Below are 18,033 nucleotides of genomic sequence, written 5' to 3'. Positions count from 1 at the left end.
CGCACCTCCTCCCCTGCACGATGAACCGATGACCGAAACCCTGCCCATCCGCGTCGTGGCGCTGTACCGCTTCACGCCGTTCGCCGATATCGCCGCTATCCAGCCGCCGCTCGCGCTCGTGTGCTGCTCGAACGGCGTGAAGGGGACGCTGCTGCTTGCCGCCGAGGGGATCAACGGGACGATCGCCGGGTCCGAAGTGGGGATCGACGCGGTGCTCGCGCATATTCGCGCGCTGCCGGGGTGTGCCGACCTCGACGTGAAGGAATCGCGCGCCGCGGTGATGCCGTTCCACCGTATGAAGGTCCGGCTGAAGCGCGAGATCGTGACGATGGGCGAACCGACGATCGATCCGCTGGAGGGCGTCGGCCACTACGTCGAACCCGAGGACTGGAACGCGCTGATCGCCGATCCGGGGACGATCGTGATCGATACGCGCAACGACTATGAGGTCGCGGTCGGAACGTTTGCCGGCGCCGTCGATCCGCAGACCCGGACTTTCCGCGATTTTCCGGCGTGGTTTCGCGAGCATCGTGAAGAACTGGTCGGGGACGGCCCGCCGCCGAAGATCGCGATGTTCTGCACCGGGGGGATACGCTGCGAGAAGTCGACAGCGTTCCTGAAGGCCGACGGGCTGGACGAGGTGTATCACCTCAAGGGTGGCATTCTGAAGTATCTGGAGACCGTGCCCGAGGCAGAGAGCCTTTGGGAGGGGGAATGTTTCGTGTTCGATCAGCGGGTTGCGGTCGGACACGGGCTTGCATTGGGAAGTCATGTGCTGTGCCATGCATGCCGGATGCCGGTGAGTGTCGGGGACCGTTCGTCGCCGCTGTATGTCGAGGGGGTGAGTTGCCCGGCGTGTCACGATGCGCGGGATGAGGCTCAGCGGGCGGGTTATGCGGAGCGCGAGCGGCAGATGCGGTTGGCGGAGGCTCGGGGTGAGGCGCATGTCGGGGCGGTTTTGCCAAAGACTCATGCCGGGGATGACACCCCCTAGCGATCGGTAGAGGTCCACCCCGGCGAAGGCCGGGGCCCAATTGGGGGCCGGCAGTAACGACGCGCGGTCCTTTGTTACTGCAGTCTTGCCAATTGGGCCCCGGCCTTCGTCGGGGTGGTAGCACTCGGTGGTTAGGCCGAAAAGCGCTCGGCCAGCGCCGCATTCCCCTGCGACACTGCCAGCGAATGCACGCTGTTCCCCGCCGAATCCACGATAGTCGCGTCCGCACCGTGTTCCAGCAACAGGTTGATGATCGCTGTCTTGTTCACCAGCGCGGCCATCATCAGCGCGGTCTGTCCGACGCCATTCCGCCGGTTCACGTCGGCCCCGGCATCGAGCAGGATCTGCGCGATCTCGGTATAGCCCTTGAAGCAGACGCCCATCAGCGCGGTGTTGCCGCGAGCATCCGCCGCGCCATCGACCTGCGCACCGGCCGCGAGGAGCGCCGCGGTCGCCTCCGCCTGGCCGTTGTAGCTCGCGATCACCAGCGGCGTGTAGCCTTTCGCGTCGGTCACCTCGATATCGACGCCCGCCTGCAGCAGCGCCGGGATCATCTCGTCCCGCCCGGTCCGTGCGGCGTCGAACATCAGTTCGACCAGCCGCTCGATCGGCGGCAATGGGGGCAGGTCTCGCACGTTAGTCATCATTCGCCTCGATGATATGCGGCACGAACCGCGCGAGATTGCGCGTCACGACCGTGTCATCTTCCCGAACGCCGATCCCGGCGGCTTCGTTGCCGACCATCCACGCGCCGATCACCGGATGGCGGCCGTCGAACACCGGCGGCGGCGCATACGCCTGGCGGATCGCACCCTCCGCGCCGTAACCCTGGTCGAGCACCGCGTGGCCATCCTCGCCGATCACCTCGACGTTCGCGCCTTCCCGCGAGAACAGCGGCTTACGCACATATTTCGGGCCGAGGATCTTCGCAGCGGGATCGTCGTCGAAGAACGCCGGGAGCAAGTTCGGGTGCTCGGGATGGCGTTCCCACAGGAGCGGCAGGATGCCCTTGTTCGACAGGATCGACTTCCACGCGGGCTCGATCCAGCGCACGTCGGCGCGCGACAGGTTTGGCGCATAGGGCTCGCGGAGCATGAACTCCCACGGATACAGCTTGAACGCGGCCTGCACTTCGAAGCCGTCGGTGTCGATGAAGCGACCGTCGGCTGCGAGGCCGATGTCCTTCATCTCGACGAACTTCGGCTCGATCCCGATCTGGCTCGCGAGATCCTCGAAGAACCGCACCGTCTGGCGATCCTCGACCGCGCTTGCATCCGCCGCGAAATGGACGAATCCGCCGCTCGGGAACAGCGCACGGAAGCGTTCTCGGAGTTTGTCGAACAGGCTGTTGAACTGGTCCGTCCCAGCCGGCAGCTTGCCGCTCGCGAGCAGATCCTCCAGCCACATCCACTGGAACGTCGCGCATTCGAACACCGATGTCGGCGTATCGGCGTTATACTCATAGAGCTTGGCCGGGCCGGTGCCGTCGTACGCGAAATCGAACCGCCCGTAGAGCGACGGCTGGCGCGTCCGCCATGTTTCCGCGACGTAGTTCCACTGCTCGCGCGGAATCGCAAGGCGTTCCATCAGTTGCTGGTCGCGGACCACCTCGTCGACAAGGTCGAGGCACATCGCGTGCAGCTGTTCCGCGGCGGGTTCGAGGTCGTCCTCGATCTCCGCCAGCGTGAAGCTGTAGGCAGCACCCTCGTCCCAATAGGGTTCGCTATCCGTGTCGTGATAGACGAACCCGATCGCGTCGGCCCGTTCGCGCCAGTCGCCGCGCGGGTCAACCGCGATCCGGCGCATCAGGAGTCCGACGTCTTGGAGTCGTCGCGCTGACCGATCTGCAGAGTCTGGCCGAGTTCCGGCGTCTTCGGCGCAGTCAGACGCGCGAGCACATCGTCCGCGGACGACTGGCCGGGGCCGATCCCCGCCAGCCGCAGCTTCTCGTCGAGGTCGGCGCCCGTTCGACGGTCTTCCAGTTCGCCCGCCGCCTTGATCCGCTCGCCACGGATCGCCTGCCGCTCACGGATCCGCGCGAGGCTGTCGGCCGCCGACCCGAGCTTGTTGCCCGCGCCCATGCTGCCCGATGCGACCGAGGCCTGCGCCTTCTGCACCGACTCGTTGACCTTGACGACCTCGACCTCGCGACGGAGCTGTTCGATCTTGCGGTCGGTCTGTGCGACGGCGGTGTGGATCTGTTCCTCGGCAGCGCGCATGTCCTCGACCTGCGGCGATTTCAGCGCGATGTCCTGTTCGAGATCGGCGATCCGCTGCGCGACCTGTCGCGCGAGATCCATGTTGCCCTTCTCGACCGCGATCCGTGCCGAAGCCTCGTACTTGGTCGCCTGAGCACGGAAACTCTCGACCTCCGTTTCGAGGATACGGCGACGCGCCACCAGCCCCGCGAGATCGTCGCGTGCCTTGCCTTGCGCCTTGTCGGCATCGCGAATTTCCTGGTCGAGGATACGCAGCGCGTTCGCATCGACGACCGCCGCACCCGCTTCGTGCGCGCCGGCACGACCGAGGGTGAAAAGCTTGCTCCAGATGGCCATGCCAGTCTCTCCGTTTGTATCAGTTCAGGCGGCAGGAACCTGCGCGTGGCGCAGGTCGGTGGCCGCATCGATCGCATTCTCGGCAAGCGTGCGCAGCTCGATGATCACGGTATCGAGCCGGCTCGACGTCGCGAGTTCGCCGAACAGCTCGTAATAGTCGCGGCCATCGACCGTGCCGATCCCGAAGTTCGACAGCGGCACCAGCTTCTGCGACTTCAGCAGGAAGGTGTTGAACGCCAGCTGGTCCTCCTGCTCGTCGCAGGGCCACAGCAAGGTCGAGCACGCGATCTGCGCCTCGCTGACGTTGACGAACAGTTCGAGGTCGCCGTGGTGGTGCATCGTCACCAGCAGCACCGGGTCCGCGCCTTCCAGGATCCGCGCGGAAAACTCGCCGGCTTTTGCGGGCTCGGACGTGTCGAGCGCGGCTTTCAGGCTGCGGACGGTCCAGATGTCGGTCAATGCAAGAACTCCCGTGCTTGTCGCTCGACCGCACACATAGGCTTTTCGCGAGCGCCTGCCACCCTCCCTACTTCCGTCATCCTGACGAAAGTCAGGACCCAGGGTCACGGAGGGCGGCGCTGTTGGCTCTGGGTCCTGACTTTCGTCAGGATGACGGGGGTTGCGCTTTGCGAGCCCGCGCGCTTTGCCCTAAGAGGCACGCCAACCACAGAGACGCGAGGATTGCATGTTCGATCGCCTGTTCGGCCGCAAGCCAGCGCTTGACGGCAACGCCCTGCCCGTCGTCCGCAACGTCACGCTCGGGCGGACCGTGACTGTCGATCCCCTCGCTTGGCGGCGGTTCGGCTCGGAACTGCTGTTCCCGTTCGACCGCGATACGCTGGTGATCGTCGCGCAAGGCCTGATCGACCTCAGCGAAGGCGGCTTCGTCCACCGGTTCTACACCGACGACGACATCATGTTCCAGGCGGTGTCGAACGACCGCGACGGGCAGGACGTCACCGATGTCACACTGTTCGCACCCTGGGACAGCAGCTACCCGTCGTCCGCCGCCGAGCGTCCGGCGTGGAAGAGCCGGCTCAAGGCACGCACCTTCACCGCCGAAGGACTGCCCGACTACAGCCGCGCATGGTTCGGCCCCGAAGCGAGCGAGCAGGAGCCCGTGACGTTCTGGGAAGAACTGCATGACGACCGTGACGGGATCGTCGACCGCCGTATCTTCCAGACCTGCATGCTGTTCAGCCGCGATCTGCCGGGCGACGACGGCCGCGAATTGCTTCTCGCGATCGACATGGAGACCGAGTCCGGCGACGTCTCGTTCGAGATCATGCTGGGCGTGGCACTGGAACTCGGCGAGTTCAGGGCCTAGCGTCTGCCGCTAACGGCTTCGGGGGAACCAGCATGATCGACCAATACAGCTTCGGCGCCAGCGCGCTCGCCTTCCTGATCGCGTTCGTCGCGGCCGGGGCGTTCACGATCCTGTTCAAGATCGTCTATCAGGTCGCGACGCCGTACCATGAAAAGTCGCTGATCCGCGAAGGCAACACCGCTGCGGCGATCACGCTGGGTGCAGCGCTGCTCGGCTATGTCCTGCCACTCGCGTCCGCGCTCACGCATACGGTTTCGCTGGTCGAGTTCGCGGTGTGGGCGCTCCTCGCGGGCGTGATCCAGATCGTGACGTTCCTGATCGTGCAGCATTTCGTGATGCGCGACTTCAACGACCGGATTGTCCGCGGTGAAATCGCGGCGGCGACCTATATGGGCAGCATCTCGCTGTGCGTCGGTATCCTCAACGCCGCCTGCATGACGAACTGAGAGGCATAGCGATGAAGCGTTCCAGATCGATCGTCCTCACCAGCCTGATCGCAGGCTCGGGCATCTCGCTGACCGCGTGCGACGGCGATGTCGGTGGCAAGCCCGTCGAGGCGCAGAGCTATGCGTCGGTACAGGAGTGCCGCGCGGCGGGTGCGTTGTCGGCAGTACAGTGTGATACCGCGTTCGAGCAGGCCAAGGCCGATGCCGCGAAGACCGCACCACGGTTTCAGGACCGGCAGACCTGTGAAGAGCAGTACGGCGCCGCGCAGTGCGAGCCGCGCAACAACGGCAACGGCGGGAGCTTCTTCACGCCACTGTTGACCGGGTTCCTGGTCGGACAGGCGCTCAACGGCGGGTTCGGCAACCGCGGCGCGCCGATGTACCGCGACCGTGACGGCAATTACTACGGTGGCGCCGGTGGCCGGATCAACCGGGACTATGTGACGGGCCGGACCCGCGTGGGCTCCGATGCCTTCACGCCAACCACCGCCAGAGCCCCTGCCCGCGTCCAGTCACGCAGTTCGGTGATCTCGCGTGGCGGCTTCGGTGGCGGTTTCGGCGGACGCAGCTTCGGCGGCTAGTATCCCGTCGCCCCGGACTAGTTCCGGGGTAAACCATTCCGCGCATCGATCGGCCAGTGAGCCCGCGGAACAGCGGATGCGGGAACAGGCACAGCATCACGGAGGGCGTCAGGCTTCCCGAGGCACTCGTAGCATCGCCAGCGCCGCCACGCCCATCACCCCTGCGGCGATCAGCATTGCCCAGACCGCATCGCCGGGAAAGAACGTCCGCACCACCTGACCCATCACCGACGACACGATCAGCTGCGGCAGGACGATGAAGATGTTGAACAGCCCCATGTACACGCCGAGCTTGGCCTGCGGCAGCGCGTTGGACAGGATCGCGTAGGGCATCGTCAGGATCGACGACCAGGCGATCCCGATCAGCACCATCGATCCGATCAGCAGATACGGGTCGCGCACGGCGAGGAACGACGCGAACCCCGCCGCACCGCAGAGCAGTCCAAGGATATGCGCGTCGCGGCGCCCGATCCGCGTTGCGAGCGATGGCATCACGAACGCCCACAAGGTCGCCACGCCGTTGTAGACCGCGAACAAGACGCCGACCCAGTTCGCACCCTCGTTATACGCAGCGCTGGTCGTGTCGGTCGTCCCGAACACGTGCTGCGTGACGATCGGCGTGGTATAGATCCACATGATGAACAGCGCCGACCAAGTGAAGAACTGGACGAGCGCGAGTTGTTTCATCGTCTGCGGCATGGTGCCGAGATCGCCGATGATCTGGCTTAGGACGTTGCCCTCCCTGCCCGACCGGACGAGCGCGGCACTGACGAGCAACGCCGCGCCGAACGCGATGAGCCCGCCGCCGAGCAGATAGACCGGCTTGTCGAGTCCGAACTTAGCCACGGCCGCGATCACGATAGCGCCCAAGGCGATCCAGACGGGCGCGAGCTTCGCGCTCGACCGGACGATCGCGTCGCGCGGCGCGACCTCACCGTTCTCCTCGAACGCGGCCATCTGCGCCGGTGAATATTCGCGGGTCGTCAGGACGGTCCAGAGCACCGCGAATAACAACGCCAGCGCGCCGATGTAGAAGCCGTATTGCACCGACAGCGGGATGCCGCCCGCCGGCGCGGTATTGGCGACCTGGAACACCTCGGTCAGGATGATCGGCGCAAGGCTGCCGATCACCGCGCCCGCGCCGATGAAGCCGGTCTGGAACGCGAACCCGGCGGTGCGCTGGCGGCTGCCGAGCATGTCGCCGACGAACGCGCGGAACGGCTCCATTGCGACGTTGAGCGACCCGTCGAGCATCCACAGCAAGACGGCGGCCACCCAGAGTACCGGCGCGTTCGGCATCGCCAGCAGCGCGATCGTCGCGAGCATCGCGCCGGCCAGGAAATACGGCCGCCGGCGTCCGAGCCGCCCCCAGGTCCGGTCGCTGTAATGCCCGATCACCGGTTGGACGAGCAGCCCGGTCAGCGGTGCCGCGATCCACAGGAAGGCGAGATCGTCGACGCTCGTCCCCAGCGACTGGAAAATCCGGCTGACGTTGGCGTTCTGGAGCGCGAAGCCGATCTGGATCCCGAAGAACCCAAACGAGATGTTCCACAGGCCCCAGAACCCCTGGCGTGGCTTTTGCCTTGCAGCCGTCGACATTCAGTTGGGTCCTTCGCCCGACGACCGCCGGATCACGAGTTGGGTCGGCAGCACGGTGCTGGCGACCGGCCGATCGCCGATCAGCGCGAGCAGCATCTCGACGAGCCGTCGCCCCGCGAGTGCGGTATCCTGTGCGACCGTCGTCAGCGGTGGGTTGGCAAGGCTGGCGGCCGGGATATCGTCGAAGCCGACGATCGCGACGTCGTACGGCACGTTCAGTCCCGCCCCCGCCAGCACACGCATCGCCGCCAGCGCGATCAGGTCGCTAGCCGCGACGATCGCATCGAACGCGACGCCGCGCTGGAGGAGTTCGCGCGTTGCCCGCGTGCCGTCGTCCTCGGTCGAGATCGCCTCGACCTGAAGCCGCGGATCGACCGTCAGCCCATGCTCGCCCAGTGCCGCGGCATAACCCCGATACCGATCGTTGAACTCGGGATAATGATCGGTCGCGCTGCCGAGAAACGCGATCCGCCGCCGGCCCCGCTCGATCAGATGCCGCGCCGCCGCCGCACCGCCTGCTACATTGTCGCAGCCGATCGTCAGCCCGGGCTGACCCGGCCGCACCGATCCCCAGCGGATGAAGTGCGTCCCCTGCTCGACCAGTTGCACCAGTCGCGCTTCATAATCGGCATAATCGCCGTAGCCGAGCAGGATCAACCCGTCCGCGCGGTGGCTGTCCTCATAATCCATGTGCCAGTCGCTCGAGAATTGCTGGAACGACACGAGCAGGTCGTAACCGTGTTCGGCACACGCACTCATCATCGATCCGAGCATGCCGAGGAAGAACGGGTTGACAACGGTCTCGTCGGGTGCCGGATCGCGGAACAGCAGGAGGGCGAGCGTCCGCGTCGTGCCGCTGCGCAGGTTCGACGCGCTGCGATCGACGGTATAATTCAGTTGCCGGGCGATCGCCTCGATCCGCTGCCGGGTCGCGGGGTTGACGCTGGGGCTGCCGCGCAACGCACGCGACACCGTCGGTTGCGACACGCCCGCGAGCTGCGCGATGTCGAACGATGTCGGCTTGCCATGAAGCTTTCGCTGGGCGGTCACGTGACGGGCATCCTCGGTGTGCTCGCTCGGTCGGCGGGCGGTACCGGCAAGACACAGCGCAGAACGCACGCGCCGTCAACGCCAGTCCATTTCATCCCCAACCCATCGAACATGTGGCGCGAGGGCAACACGTCCGCAACGGCCGTATTGAATACGTATGTAGTCGGCTTCCCTTCGACCGGACAAAATTCCAATGACGGTACAGTTACATACCCGATGCGCTCGAAGACGCCAACCGGGACCAGGGGAGGAATACCATGACGGCTCGCACTCGTGCGTCGGCTACTGCCGCACGCGCCATCCTGAAGCTTTCGGCCAGCAGCGCATCGCTCGGCGCGGCGATATTGTTCGCCGGTACCGCGTTCGCGCAGGACGTGAACGCCGAGACCAAGGTTTCCGATCCGGCCGCGAGTTCGTCGACCGCCGCCAACCCCAACGAGGCACCCGGTGCCGCGCAACGCCGTGCCGACAACGCCGCCGTAACCGGTGACGTGACCCCGGCGCAGAACGAAGCGACCGCCCAGGCCGTATCGGGCGCCGTGCAGGATGCGGGCGGGACGCCTGAGGATGCCGCAATCGTCGTCACCGGTTTCCGCCGCAGCCTCGAAAACGCCGTCGCCGAGAAGAAGTCGCGCGACCAAGTCGTCGAATCTATCTCCGCGGAAGACATCGGCAAGCTGCCCGACGCCTCGATCGCGGAGTCGATCGCCCGCCTGCCCGGCCTCACCTCGCAGCGCGTCAACGGCCGTTCGAACAGCATCTCGATCCGCGGCTTCTCGCCCGACTTCTCGACCACGCTGCTGAACGGTCGCGAGCAGACCTCGACGGGCGACAACCGCGCGGTCGAATATGATCAATACCCCGCCGAGGTCATCAACCAGGTGCTGGTCTACAAGACCGCGAACGCCTCGCTGATCGGCCAGGGCCTGTCCGGCACCGTCGACCTTCGCACGATCCGGCCGATCGAATACGGGAAGCGCGTGATCTCGGTCGGCGGTCGCGGCACCTACGCCGATATCGGCAAGCTCAACGCGGGCTCGAAGGACAAGGGCTACCGCGTCACAGGCACGTACGTCGATCAGTTCTTCAACGACACGCTCGGCGTCGCGCTGTCCGCCTCGTATCTCGACGAGCCGTACCAGATCCAGGAGTTCAACGCCTGGGGTTATGCCGGCGGCACTTTCAATAATCAGCCCGTCGACATCATCGGCGGCTCCAAATCCTACGTGACCTCGACCAACCTGAAGCGCCTCGGATTGCAGGGCACGGTGGAATGGAAGCCGGTGCCGGAGTTCACCGCCACGCTCGACGGCTTCTACTCCGATTTCAACGACGACCAGATCAAGCGCGGCATCGAACTGCCGCTCGGGTTCGGCGCGGCGACAACGATTCCGTCGGTAACGACGGTCACCAACGGGCTGGTCACCAACGGATCGTTCCGCGGCGTCGAGGGTGTCGTCCGCAACGATAGCTTCGAGCGCAAGGCCAAGCTGTATTCGTTCGGGTATAACGGCCGGTATGAAGGCGACGACGGCTGGAACGCGCAGATCGATCTGAGCCTGTCGCGCACCACCCGCGACGAGACCGTGCTCGAGACCTATTCGGGAACCGGCTATGGCCAGGGTGTCGGTGCGCAGGATACGATCGGCTTTACCTCGGGCAGCACCGGGACCGCGTTCAGCCCGACGCTCAACTATTCCGATCCGGGCCTGATCAGGCTGACCGATCCGCTCGGCTGGGGCGGCGCGAACGTGCAGGCCGGCTATTACAACGATCGCCACATCGTCGACGACCTGAAGCAGTACCGCGTCGAGATCGAGCGCGAACTCGACAGCCCGATCTCGAGCGTCAAGTTCGGCCTCAACTACACCGACCGCAACAAGTCGCTGACGCCGAACGAGGCGCTGGTGCAGCTGGCGAACGGCGCGTTGGAGCAGACGCTGCCGACGCAGTATCAGTTGAAGCCGACCAACCTCGCGTATCTGGGGCTCGGCCCGATCCTGAGCTACGATCCGACCGCGCTGCTCGATGCCGGCGTGTACCGGCTGTCGTCGAACAACAACAATCTCGACGTCGTCGCGAAGGGCTATTCGATCCAGGAACGGATCATGACGTCGTACCTTCAGGCGAACATCAAACAGTCGATCGGGTCGGCCGAACTGACCGGCAACGCCGGTGTGCAGGGGGTCTTCACCAACCAGAAGTCGTCGGGCAACGTCGTCGCCAACGGCGGGTTGATCCCGGTCACCCGTGGTGCCGAGTATATCGACATCCTGCCGAGCGTGAACCTGGCGCTGCGCTTCCCGAGCGATATCGTGATCCGCGCGGCTGCGGCGCGCCAGATGCAGCGTCCGCGTCTCGATGACATGCGCGTCGCGCTCGCCTACGGCTATGACGCCGCGCAGGGCATCCTGACCGGCACCGGTGGCAACCCGTATCTTCGCCCGATCCGATCGAACTCCTACGACGTCACGGTCGAGAAGTATTTCGGCAACCGCGGGTATCTCGCGGTGCAGGGTTTCTACAAGCAGCTGAAAAGCTTCGTTTACACCATCGCGAACCCCGGCTTCGATTACGCAGGCTACCCGCTGCCGTCGAACGCACCCGGCGCCGTTCCGACGATCGGCACCGCGACGGTCCCGATCAACGGCGTTGGCGGCAACATCTACGGCGTCGAGCTGGCCGGCACGCTGCCGATCGGCGAGATCGTCTCCGCGCTCGACGGCTTCGGCCTGACCGGTGGTGGTTCGTACACCAAGACCGAGATCGTCCCGACCCCGGGCGGTCGCGCGGAAGATATCCCGGGCTATTCGCGCTGGGTCGCCAACGGCACCGCCTATTTCGAGAAATGGGGTTTCTCGGCGCGCGGCAGCCTGCGCTATCGGTCGACTTTCGTCGGTGAGCTGTCGGGCTTCGGTGCGAACCTGGTTCGGCGTCGTGCGGCGGGCGAGATGATCATCGACGGCCAGCTCGGCTACGACATCTCCACGGGCATGCTGAAGGGCGTCTCGCTCTATGTGCAAGGCCAGAACCTGACCAACGAGCCGTTCGTTACGATCAACGGGACGAACACGAACGAGATCATCGACTATCAGAAATACGGTCGCCGTTTCCTCGCCGGCGCGACCTTCAAGTTCTGATCCGACCGATCGCCGCGCGCTTCGCACCGGTTCGGGTAAAGCGCGCGGCGATCATGGGGCAGTACCGACATCCCCGCAAAAGGACGCTCCATGATCAAGTCGCTGATCCTCTCCGCGCTGCTGTGCGCCACCGCGATACCTGCGGCGGCGCAAAGTGCGAAAACCGACTATCGCGCGCGCCTGCCGCAGGACGAGGTAATCTACTTCGTCCTGCCGGATCGGTTCGAGAACGCCGACCCGAGCAACGATCGCGGCGGGATCGCGGGCGATCGGCTGAAGACGGGCTATGATCCGACAGCCAAGGGCTTCTATCACGGCGGCGACCTCAAGGGGCTGACCAGCCGGCTCGACTATATCCAGCATCTCGGCGCGACCGCGATCTGGCTCGGGCCGATCTTCAAGAACAAGGCGGTGCAGGGTTCGCCGGGGCACGAATCCGCGGGCTATCACGGCTACTGGATTACCGACTTCACGCAGGTCGATCCGCATCTCGGCACCAACGCCGACATGACCGCCTTCGTCGACGCCGCGCACGCACGCGGGATGAAGGTGTATATGGACATCATCATCAACCACACCGCCGACGTGATCCAGTACCGCGAGTGCTCGGTCGGCGTGCCTTGCCCGTACCGCGACCGCGCGGCGTATCCGTACCAGCGCAAGGGCGGCATCGGTGGCAAGCCGATCAATGGCGGGTTCGTCGGCGACGGCGTCGAGACCACGGCGAACTTCGCCAAGCTGACCGACCCGACCTACGCCTACACGCCGTACGTGCCGGCGGCCGAGCGGACGGTGAAGGTGCCGGCGTGGCTCAACGACCCCATCTATTACCACAACCGCGGTGACTCGACCTTCACGAACGAGAGCTCGACGATGGGCGACTTCTCGGGTCTCGATGACGTGATGACCGAGAACCCGCGCGTCGTGAGCGGCATGATCGACATCTTCGGATCGTGGATCGACCGCTTCAAGGTCGACGGCTTCCGGATCGATACCGCGCGCCACGTGAACCCCGAATTCTGGGCGCAGTTCGTCCCCGCGATGCTGACGCGCGCGCAGGCGAACGGCATCCCCAACTTCCACATCTTCGGCGAAGTCTCCGATCACGAGATTCGACCCGCAGTGCTCGCGCAGCACACGATCGTCGACAAGCTGCCCGCGGTGCTCGACTTCGCGTTCCGCCAGACGGTTGTGGAGACCGTTGCGGGCACGCGTGGAACCGACGCGTTCGAGGCGCTGCTCGACGGCGACGTGCTCTACGCGAAGGGCGTCGACACCGCGGCGATCCTGCCGACCTTCACCGGCAATCACGACGACGGCCGCTTCGCCACGTTCGTGCGGAAGGCGTTTCCGCAGGCGTCCGACGACGAGGTGCTCAAGCGCGTCCTGCTGTCGAATGCGATGCTGCTGACGCTGCGCGGCGTGCCGACGATCTATTCGGGCGACGAACAGGGCTTCGTCGGCGACGGCAACGATCAGGACGCCCGCGAGGACATGTTCGCGTCGAAGGTCGCGGTCTACAACGACAACCGCTTGCTCGGCACGACCAAGACCAACGCGACCGAAAGCTTTGGCGAGACGAATCCGCTGTTTCGTGAGATCGCGGACCTGTCGAAGGTCCGCATCACGCACCCTGCCCTGACGCGCGGTCGCACGCTGATCCGTAGTCGGAGCGAAACGCCGGGGCTGCTGGCCGTCTCGCGCTTCGACCCCACCACCGGTGCGGAGATCCTGCTGGCATTCAACACTTCGGCCAAGCCGCTCACGCAGACGGTGCAGGTCGAGACCGGCTCGTCCCGTTTCACCACGCTCGCCGGCACCTGCGCACCCCGCGCGGCCGCGCCCGGCAGTGTCATGATGACGCTGCCCGCGTTCGGCTATGCCGTCTGCGCCGCGGAGATTCGTTGATGCCTGACACTGCCTTGTTGCCGGTTACCGCCGATCACCACGCCAAGGACCGCCCTTGGTGGAAGGGCGCGACGATCTACCAGATCTATCCGCGCAGTTTCGCGGATTCGAACGACGACGGGATCGGCGACCTGCCCGGCATCACCCGCCATCTCGACTACGTCGCTAGCCTCGGCGTCGATGCCGTGTGGCTGTCGCCGTTCTTCACATCGCCGATGAAGGACTTCGGCTACGACGTTGCGAACTACCGTGATGTCGATCCGATCTTCGGCACGCTCGCCGATTTCGACGCGCTGATCGCCCGCGCCCATGCGCTCGGCCTGAAGATCATTATCGACCAGGTTTACAGCCACACGTCGGACGAACACCCGTGGTTCGTCGAGAGCCGATCGTCACGCACCAACCCGAAGGCGAACTGGTACGTCTGGGCCGATGCCAAGCCCGACGGCAGCCCGCCGTCGAACTGGCAGTCGGTGTTCGGCGGCCCCGCCTGGACCTGGGACGCGCGCCGTCGGCAATATTACCTGCACAATTTCCTCAAGGAACAGCCGCAGCTCCATGTCCACGACGCCGACGTGCAGGATGAGATCGTCGACACCGCGAAGTTCTGGCTCGATCGCGGCGTCGACGGCTTCCGCCTCGATGCGATCAACTTCACGATGCACGATCCGGCGCTGACGGATAACCCTCCGGCGAGCGACAACAGCCTGAAGACGCGGCCGTTCGATTACCAGGCGCACGTCCACAACCAGAGCCATCCGGACATCCCGCTGTTCCTCGAACGGCTGCGGCGGCTGATCGACGGCTATGGCGACCGCTTCACCGTGGCGGAGGTCGGCGGTGCGGACAGCGACCGCGAGATGAAGCTGTTCACGCGCGGCAATACCCGGCTGAACAGCGCGTACGGCTTCGACTTCCTCTACGCGTCCGCGCTCGATCCGAAGACGGTGGCGGACGCGATCCTGCTCTGGCCCGCCGACACCGATCTCGGCTGGCCGAGCTGGGCGTTCGAGAATCACGACGCGCCGCGCGCCGTCTCGCGCTGGGTCGACATCGGCAACCGCGACGCGTTCGCTCGGATGAAGATGCTGCTGCTCGTTTGCCTGCGCGGCAACATCTTCCTGTATTACGGCGAGGAACTCGGCCTGACCCAGGTCGAGGTGCCGTTCGACCTGCTCCAGGATCCCGAAGCGATCGCCAACTGGCCGCTGACGCTGTCGCGCGACGGAGCACGCACGCCGATGCCGTGGATCGCCGACGCGCGCAACGCCGGCTTCTCGGAGGCGACGCCGTGGCTGCCGGTCGGCGGCGATCATGCTGCGCTCGCGGTCGATCGGCAGGAAGGCGACCCGGACTCGCTGCTTCACTTCACCCGTCGCCTGCTCGCGTTGCGCAAGGCAAGCCCCGCGCTGGCGATCGGCGACCTGACGCTGGTCGAGGTCTCGTCCTCCGTGCTCGCGTTCGAACGTCATGCCGACGGCGAGACGATGCTCTGCGTGTTCAACATGGCCGCCGATCCTACCGAATGGCGCCCTGCCCAGCCCGACGGCTGGCGCGTGCGCGATACCGTCAACATTGTAGAGGGCTGGACCCTCGGCTCATACGCGGCACTCGTCGCCGAAAGGATCGCATGATCATGAAGACCCTTCTCCTGCTCTCCGTCGCGCTGATCGCAACGCCCGCCTTCGCGCAAGATGCCGCCCCCGCGCCGACCTCCAACGAGACGATCAAGCCGCAGCCGGCGCCGACGATCCCGAACGCGATCGCGACCTCGCCCGACGGCAGCATCGTCGTTACCGTGGCGACCGATGGCGAAGGCAAGGCGAGCTACAGCATCACCCGCAAGGGCGAGTTGATCGTCAGCCCGTCGCGGCTCGGCTTCCTGTTCACCGACGCGCCCAAGTTCGACCGTCACCTCAAGATCGAGAGCATCGCCCGCAACAAGGCGGACTCGACCTGGACTCAGCCCTGGGGCGAGTGGAAGTCGATCCGCGACAACCACACCGAGATGCGCGTCCGCTTGGTCGAAACCGATCGCCTGAAACGCGCGATCGATGTCGTGTTCCGCCTGCAGGACGACGGCGTCGGCTTCCGCTACGAATTTCCGCAGCAGCCGAACTTCAAGACGATCAACATCGCCGAGGAACTGACCCAGTTCGCGTTCGCCGAGGATGCGACCGCGTGGTGGAAACCGGCGTTCGAGTGGAACCGCGAGGAGTATCTCTACAACCGCACGCCGCTGACCGGGGTGGGCACTGCCGCGACGCCGATCACGCTGAAGCTCGCCAGCGGCACGCACGTCGCGCTGCACGAGGCGGCGCTGACCGACTATGCCGGGATGAACGTCGCTAAGGTCGAAGGCAACACGTTGAAGGCGGTCCTCACGCCTGGTGCCGGCGCGCCGAAAGTCACACGGACCGGGCCGTTCGCGACGCCGTGGCGGACGCTGATCCTGTCGGACGACGCACCCGGTCTCTACATGAGCCACCTCGAACTCAACCTCAACGAGCCGAACAAGCTCGGCGACGTCAGCTGGGTCAAGCCGGGCAAGTTCGTGGGCGTGTGGTGGAACATGATCACCGGCAGGTGGAGCTGGGCGACCGGGCCGCAGCACGGCGCCACCACCGCGCATGTGAAGAGCTACATCGACTTCGCCAGCGTCAACAAGATCCCGGGCGTACTGGTCGAGGGTTGGAACGTCGGCTGGGACGGCGACTGGTTCGGCAACGGCAACGCGATGCAGTTCGACACGCCGACCCCCGATTTCGACGCGAACGTCCTCGCCAAATACGCGAAGGCGAAGGGCGTCTACCTGATCGGCCATAACGAGACCGGCGGATCGGCCAGCCACTACGACAGCCAGCTCGACCGGTCGTTCGGCTACGCGCGCGATCACGGCATCCCCGCGGTCAAGACCGGCTACGTCACCGATGCCGGCCAGATCGAACGCGTCGATCCCGACGGCGCGCAGCACCGTGAATGGCACGAGGGCCAGTGGATGGTAAACCACTATACCCGCGTCGTAACCACCGCCGCCAAGTACAAGGTCGCGATCGACAGCCACGAGCCGGTCAAGGACACCGGCCTGCGCCGCACCTATCCCAACTGGATCGCGCGCGAAGGTTCGCGGGGCATGGAATATAACAGCTGGGCCGGCAAGAACCCGCCCGAGCATGAGGCCAACCTCGCCTTCACGCGGATGCTCGAAGGGCCGATGGACTTTACGCCCGGGGTGCTGAGCCTCAAGGGGTCGGACAACAGCGACATCCTGTCGACGATCGCCAAGCAACTTGCGCTGTACGTCGTGCTGTACTCGCCGGTCGTGATGGCTGCGGACACGCCCGAGAACTATGCGAAGTATCCGGCCGCGTTCCAGTTCATCAAGGACGTGCCGACCGACTGGTCCGACACGCGCGTGCTGAACGGCGACGTCGGCGACTACGTCACCTTCGCGCGGAAGGACCGCAAGTCGAACGACTGGTATCTCGGCAGCGTTACCGACGAAAACCCACGCACGCTGACCGTGGCGCTCGATTTCCTCGACGCCGGCAAGAGCTACACCGCGCAGATTTACCGCGACGGTCCGAACGCGGACTACAAGACCGATGCGCGGCATTCGATCACGATCGAGACTAAGACCGTCCGCAAGGGCGACACGCTGACGCTGCCGCTCGCCCCGGGTGGTGGCGAAGCGATCCGCTTCAAGGCGCGGTGAGCTTAGGTCCCGACATCCCGGCGAACGGCCGGGATGTCGGGGCCGGAGATCAGCGACGGGCGGGCATCAGCGGGCCGCCGATCTCGGTAGCTGCAACGAAGGCCGGGCGGGCACGGAGCCGATCGAGATACGCCTGGACGGCCGGATGCTCGACGAGCAACCCCGTGCTTTCCGCGATCGCCAGCATGTAGCTCATCTGGATATCCGCGAGCATCAGCTGCTCGCCCATCAGATACGGGCCGTCGCCGACGCCTGCGCCGATATAGTCGAGCGTCTTGGTCACCTCGGGGCCGGTGAACTTTGTGAGCCCCTCAGGGAGTCCGCCCATCCGCTTGCCGAACATCGTCATCATGATCGGCAGCGCGGCCGAGCTTTCGACATATTGCAGCCACTCGTCGTGGATCGCGGCGGCATCGCTGTCGATCGGCGGCGAGAAGCGGCGGTCGCCGTACCGCGCGTCGATGTACGACAGGATCGGCGCGCTCTCGGCCAGCGTCAGGTCGCCGTCGACCAGCACCGGCGCCTTGCCCAGCGGATGGATCGCCTTCAGCGCAGCCGGCGCGCGGAAATTCTCGTCACGCTCGTATTTGACGAGGTCGTATTCGATGCCGAGCTCTTCGAGCAGCCACAGCACGCGGATCGAGCGCGAGTAGTTCAGATGGTGGAGCGTTAACATAAGCGTCCTTCGTCAGGGAATGTGCTGCACCGCGGAACGGCT

General features: G+C 65.4%; 15 protein-coding genes. 8 read left to right on the top strand and 7 right to left on the bottom strand.

Features of this window, described 5'->3' with window-relative positions; genetic code table 11:
* Positions 1–28 precede the first annotated feature (28 nt).
* Positions 29–994: a rhodanese-related sulfurtransferase gene (locus C8J43_RS12035; RefSeq protein WP_133031101.1), complete on the top strand. Its 966-nt coding sequence runs from the start codon at positions 29–31 to the stop codon at positions 992–994.
* Positions 995–1,125: 131 nt separating this feature from the next.
* Here C8J43_RS12035 and C8J43_RS12030 read toward each other — a convergent pair whose 3' ends face one another.
* From C8J43_RS12030 to C8J43_RS12015, 4 genes are read right to left on the bottom strand one after another with little or no spacing between them, the layout of a single operon-like run.
* On the bottom strand, positions 1,126–1,638 hold the full coding sequence (locus tag C8J43_RS12030) for an ankyrin repeat domain-containing protein (RefSeq protein ID WP_133031100.1): 513 nt from the start codon (positions 1,636–1,638) through the stop codon (positions 1,126–1,128).
* Positions 1,631–2,800 (bottom strand): glutathionylspermidine synthase family protein, encoded by a 1,170-nt coding sequence (locus C8J43_RS12025; protein ID WP_133031099.1) that lies wholly within the window; start codon positions 2,798–2,800, stop codon positions 1,631–1,633. Before C8J43_RS12025 ends, C8J43_RS12030 begins: the two co-directional genes overlap by 8 nt.
* Entirely contained in the window at positions 2,800–3,549 is a 750-nt protein-coding gene (locus tag C8J43_RS12020; protein WP_060525423.1) for a PspA/IM30 family protein, read from the bottom strand. The genes C8J43_RS12025 and C8J43_RS12020 overlap by 1 nt, the downstream gene beginning before the upstream one ends.
* A 24-nt stretch (positions 3,550–3,573) precedes the next feature.
* Complete coding sequence (locus C8J43_RS12015; RefSeq protein ID WP_133031098.1) at positions 3,574–4,008, bottom strand: YjfI family protein; 435 nt, start codon at positions 4,006–4,008, stop codon at positions 3,574–3,576.
* 226 nt (positions 4,009–4,234) lie between these two features.
* Here C8J43_RS12015 and C8J43_RS12005 point away from each other — a divergent pair, with 226 nt between their 5' ends.
* Genes C8J43_RS12005 through C8J43_RS11995 form a run of 3 tightly spaced genes read left to right on the top strand, consistent with a single transcriptional unit; the run spans position 4,235 to position 5,903 of the window.
* Positions 4,235–4,876, top strand: a complete 642-nt coding sequence (locus C8J43_RS12005) for a DUF2491 family protein (RefSeq protein WP_133031096.1) — start codon at positions 4,235–4,237, stop codon at positions 4,874–4,876.
* Positions 4,877–4,908: 32 nt separating this feature from the next.
* The gene (locus C8J43_RS12000; RefSeq protein WP_133031095.1) at positions 4,909–5,322 is read left to right on the top strand and encodes a DUF350 domain-containing protein; all 414 of its coding nucleotides are present in this window, start codon (positions 4,909–4,911) and stop codon (positions 5,320–5,322) included.
* Positions 5,323–5,333: 11 nt separating this feature from the next.
* Positions 5,334–5,903 (top strand): DUF1190 domain-containing protein, encoded by a 570-nt coding sequence (locus C8J43_RS11995; RefSeq protein ID WP_107953207.1) that lies wholly within the window; start codon positions 5,334–5,336, stop codon positions 5,901–5,903.
* A 108-nt stretch (positions 5,904–6,011) separates the two neighbouring features.
* Here the strand turns inward: C8J43_RS11995 and C8J43_RS11990 are convergent, their stop codons facing one another.
* Both C8J43_RS11990 and C8J43_RS11985 read right to left on the bottom strand, forming a co-directional pair.
* Entirely contained in the window at positions 6,012–7,502 is a 1,491-nt protein-coding gene (locus tag C8J43_RS11990; RefSeq protein ID WP_133031094.1) for an MFS transporter, read from the bottom strand.
* The gene (locus tag C8J43_RS11985) at positions 7,503–8,552 is read right to left on the bottom strand and encodes a LacI family DNA-binding transcriptional regulator (RefSeq protein ID WP_133031093.1); all 1,050 of its coding nucleotides are present in this window, start codon (positions 8,550–8,552) and stop codon (positions 7,503–7,505) included.
* Between the two features lie 257 nt (positions 8,553–8,809).
* Between C8J43_RS11985 and C8J43_RS11980 the strand changes: the two genes are divergently transcribed.
* From C8J43_RS11980 to C8J43_RS11965, 4 genes are all read left to right on the top strand, one after another.
* On the top strand, positions 8,810–11,692 hold the full coding sequence (locus C8J43_RS11980) for a TonB-dependent receptor (protein WP_133031092.1): 2,883 nt from the start codon (positions 8,810–8,812) through the stop codon (positions 11,690–11,692).
* A 90-nt stretch (positions 11,693–11,782) separates the two neighbouring features.
* Positions 11,783–13,600, top strand: coding sequence for an alpha-amylase family glycosyl hydrolase (locus tag C8J43_RS11975; protein WP_133031091.1), 1,818 nt, complete (start codon positions 11,783–11,785; stop codon positions 13,598–13,600).
* A complete protein-coding gene (locus C8J43_RS11970) occupies positions 13,600–15,234 on the top strand; it encodes an alpha-glucosidase family protein (protein ID WP_133031090.1) in 1,635 nt (544 codons plus the stop codon). Before C8J43_RS11975 ends, C8J43_RS11970 begins: the two co-directional genes overlap by 1 nt.
* Positions 15,235–15,236: 2 nt before the next feature.
* Positions 15,237–17,315 (top strand): glycoside hydrolase family 97 protein, encoded by a 2,079-nt coding sequence (locus C8J43_RS11965; RefSeq protein ID WP_165899616.1) that lies wholly within the window; start codon positions 15,237–15,239, stop codon positions 17,313–17,315.
* Between the two features lie 49 nt (positions 17,316–17,364).
* Here C8J43_RS11965 and C8J43_RS11960 read toward each other — a convergent pair whose 3' ends face one another.
* Positions 17,365–17,991, bottom strand: a complete 627-nt coding sequence (locus C8J43_RS11960; RefSeq protein ID WP_133031088.1) for a glutathione S-transferase family protein — start codon at positions 17,989–17,991, stop codon at positions 17,365–17,367.
* Positions 17,992–18,033: the final 42 nt, after the last annotated feature.

The organism is Sphingomonas sp. PP-CE-1G-424, assembly GCF_004341085.1.
In the GTDB taxonomy this organism is placed as follows: Bacteria; Pseudomonadota; Alphaproteobacteria; order Sphingomonadales; family Sphingomonadaceae; genus Sphingomonas.
The sequence above is the reverse complement of the archived record's forward strand: the minus strand, read 5'-3'. Positions and strand labels throughout refer to the sequence as shown.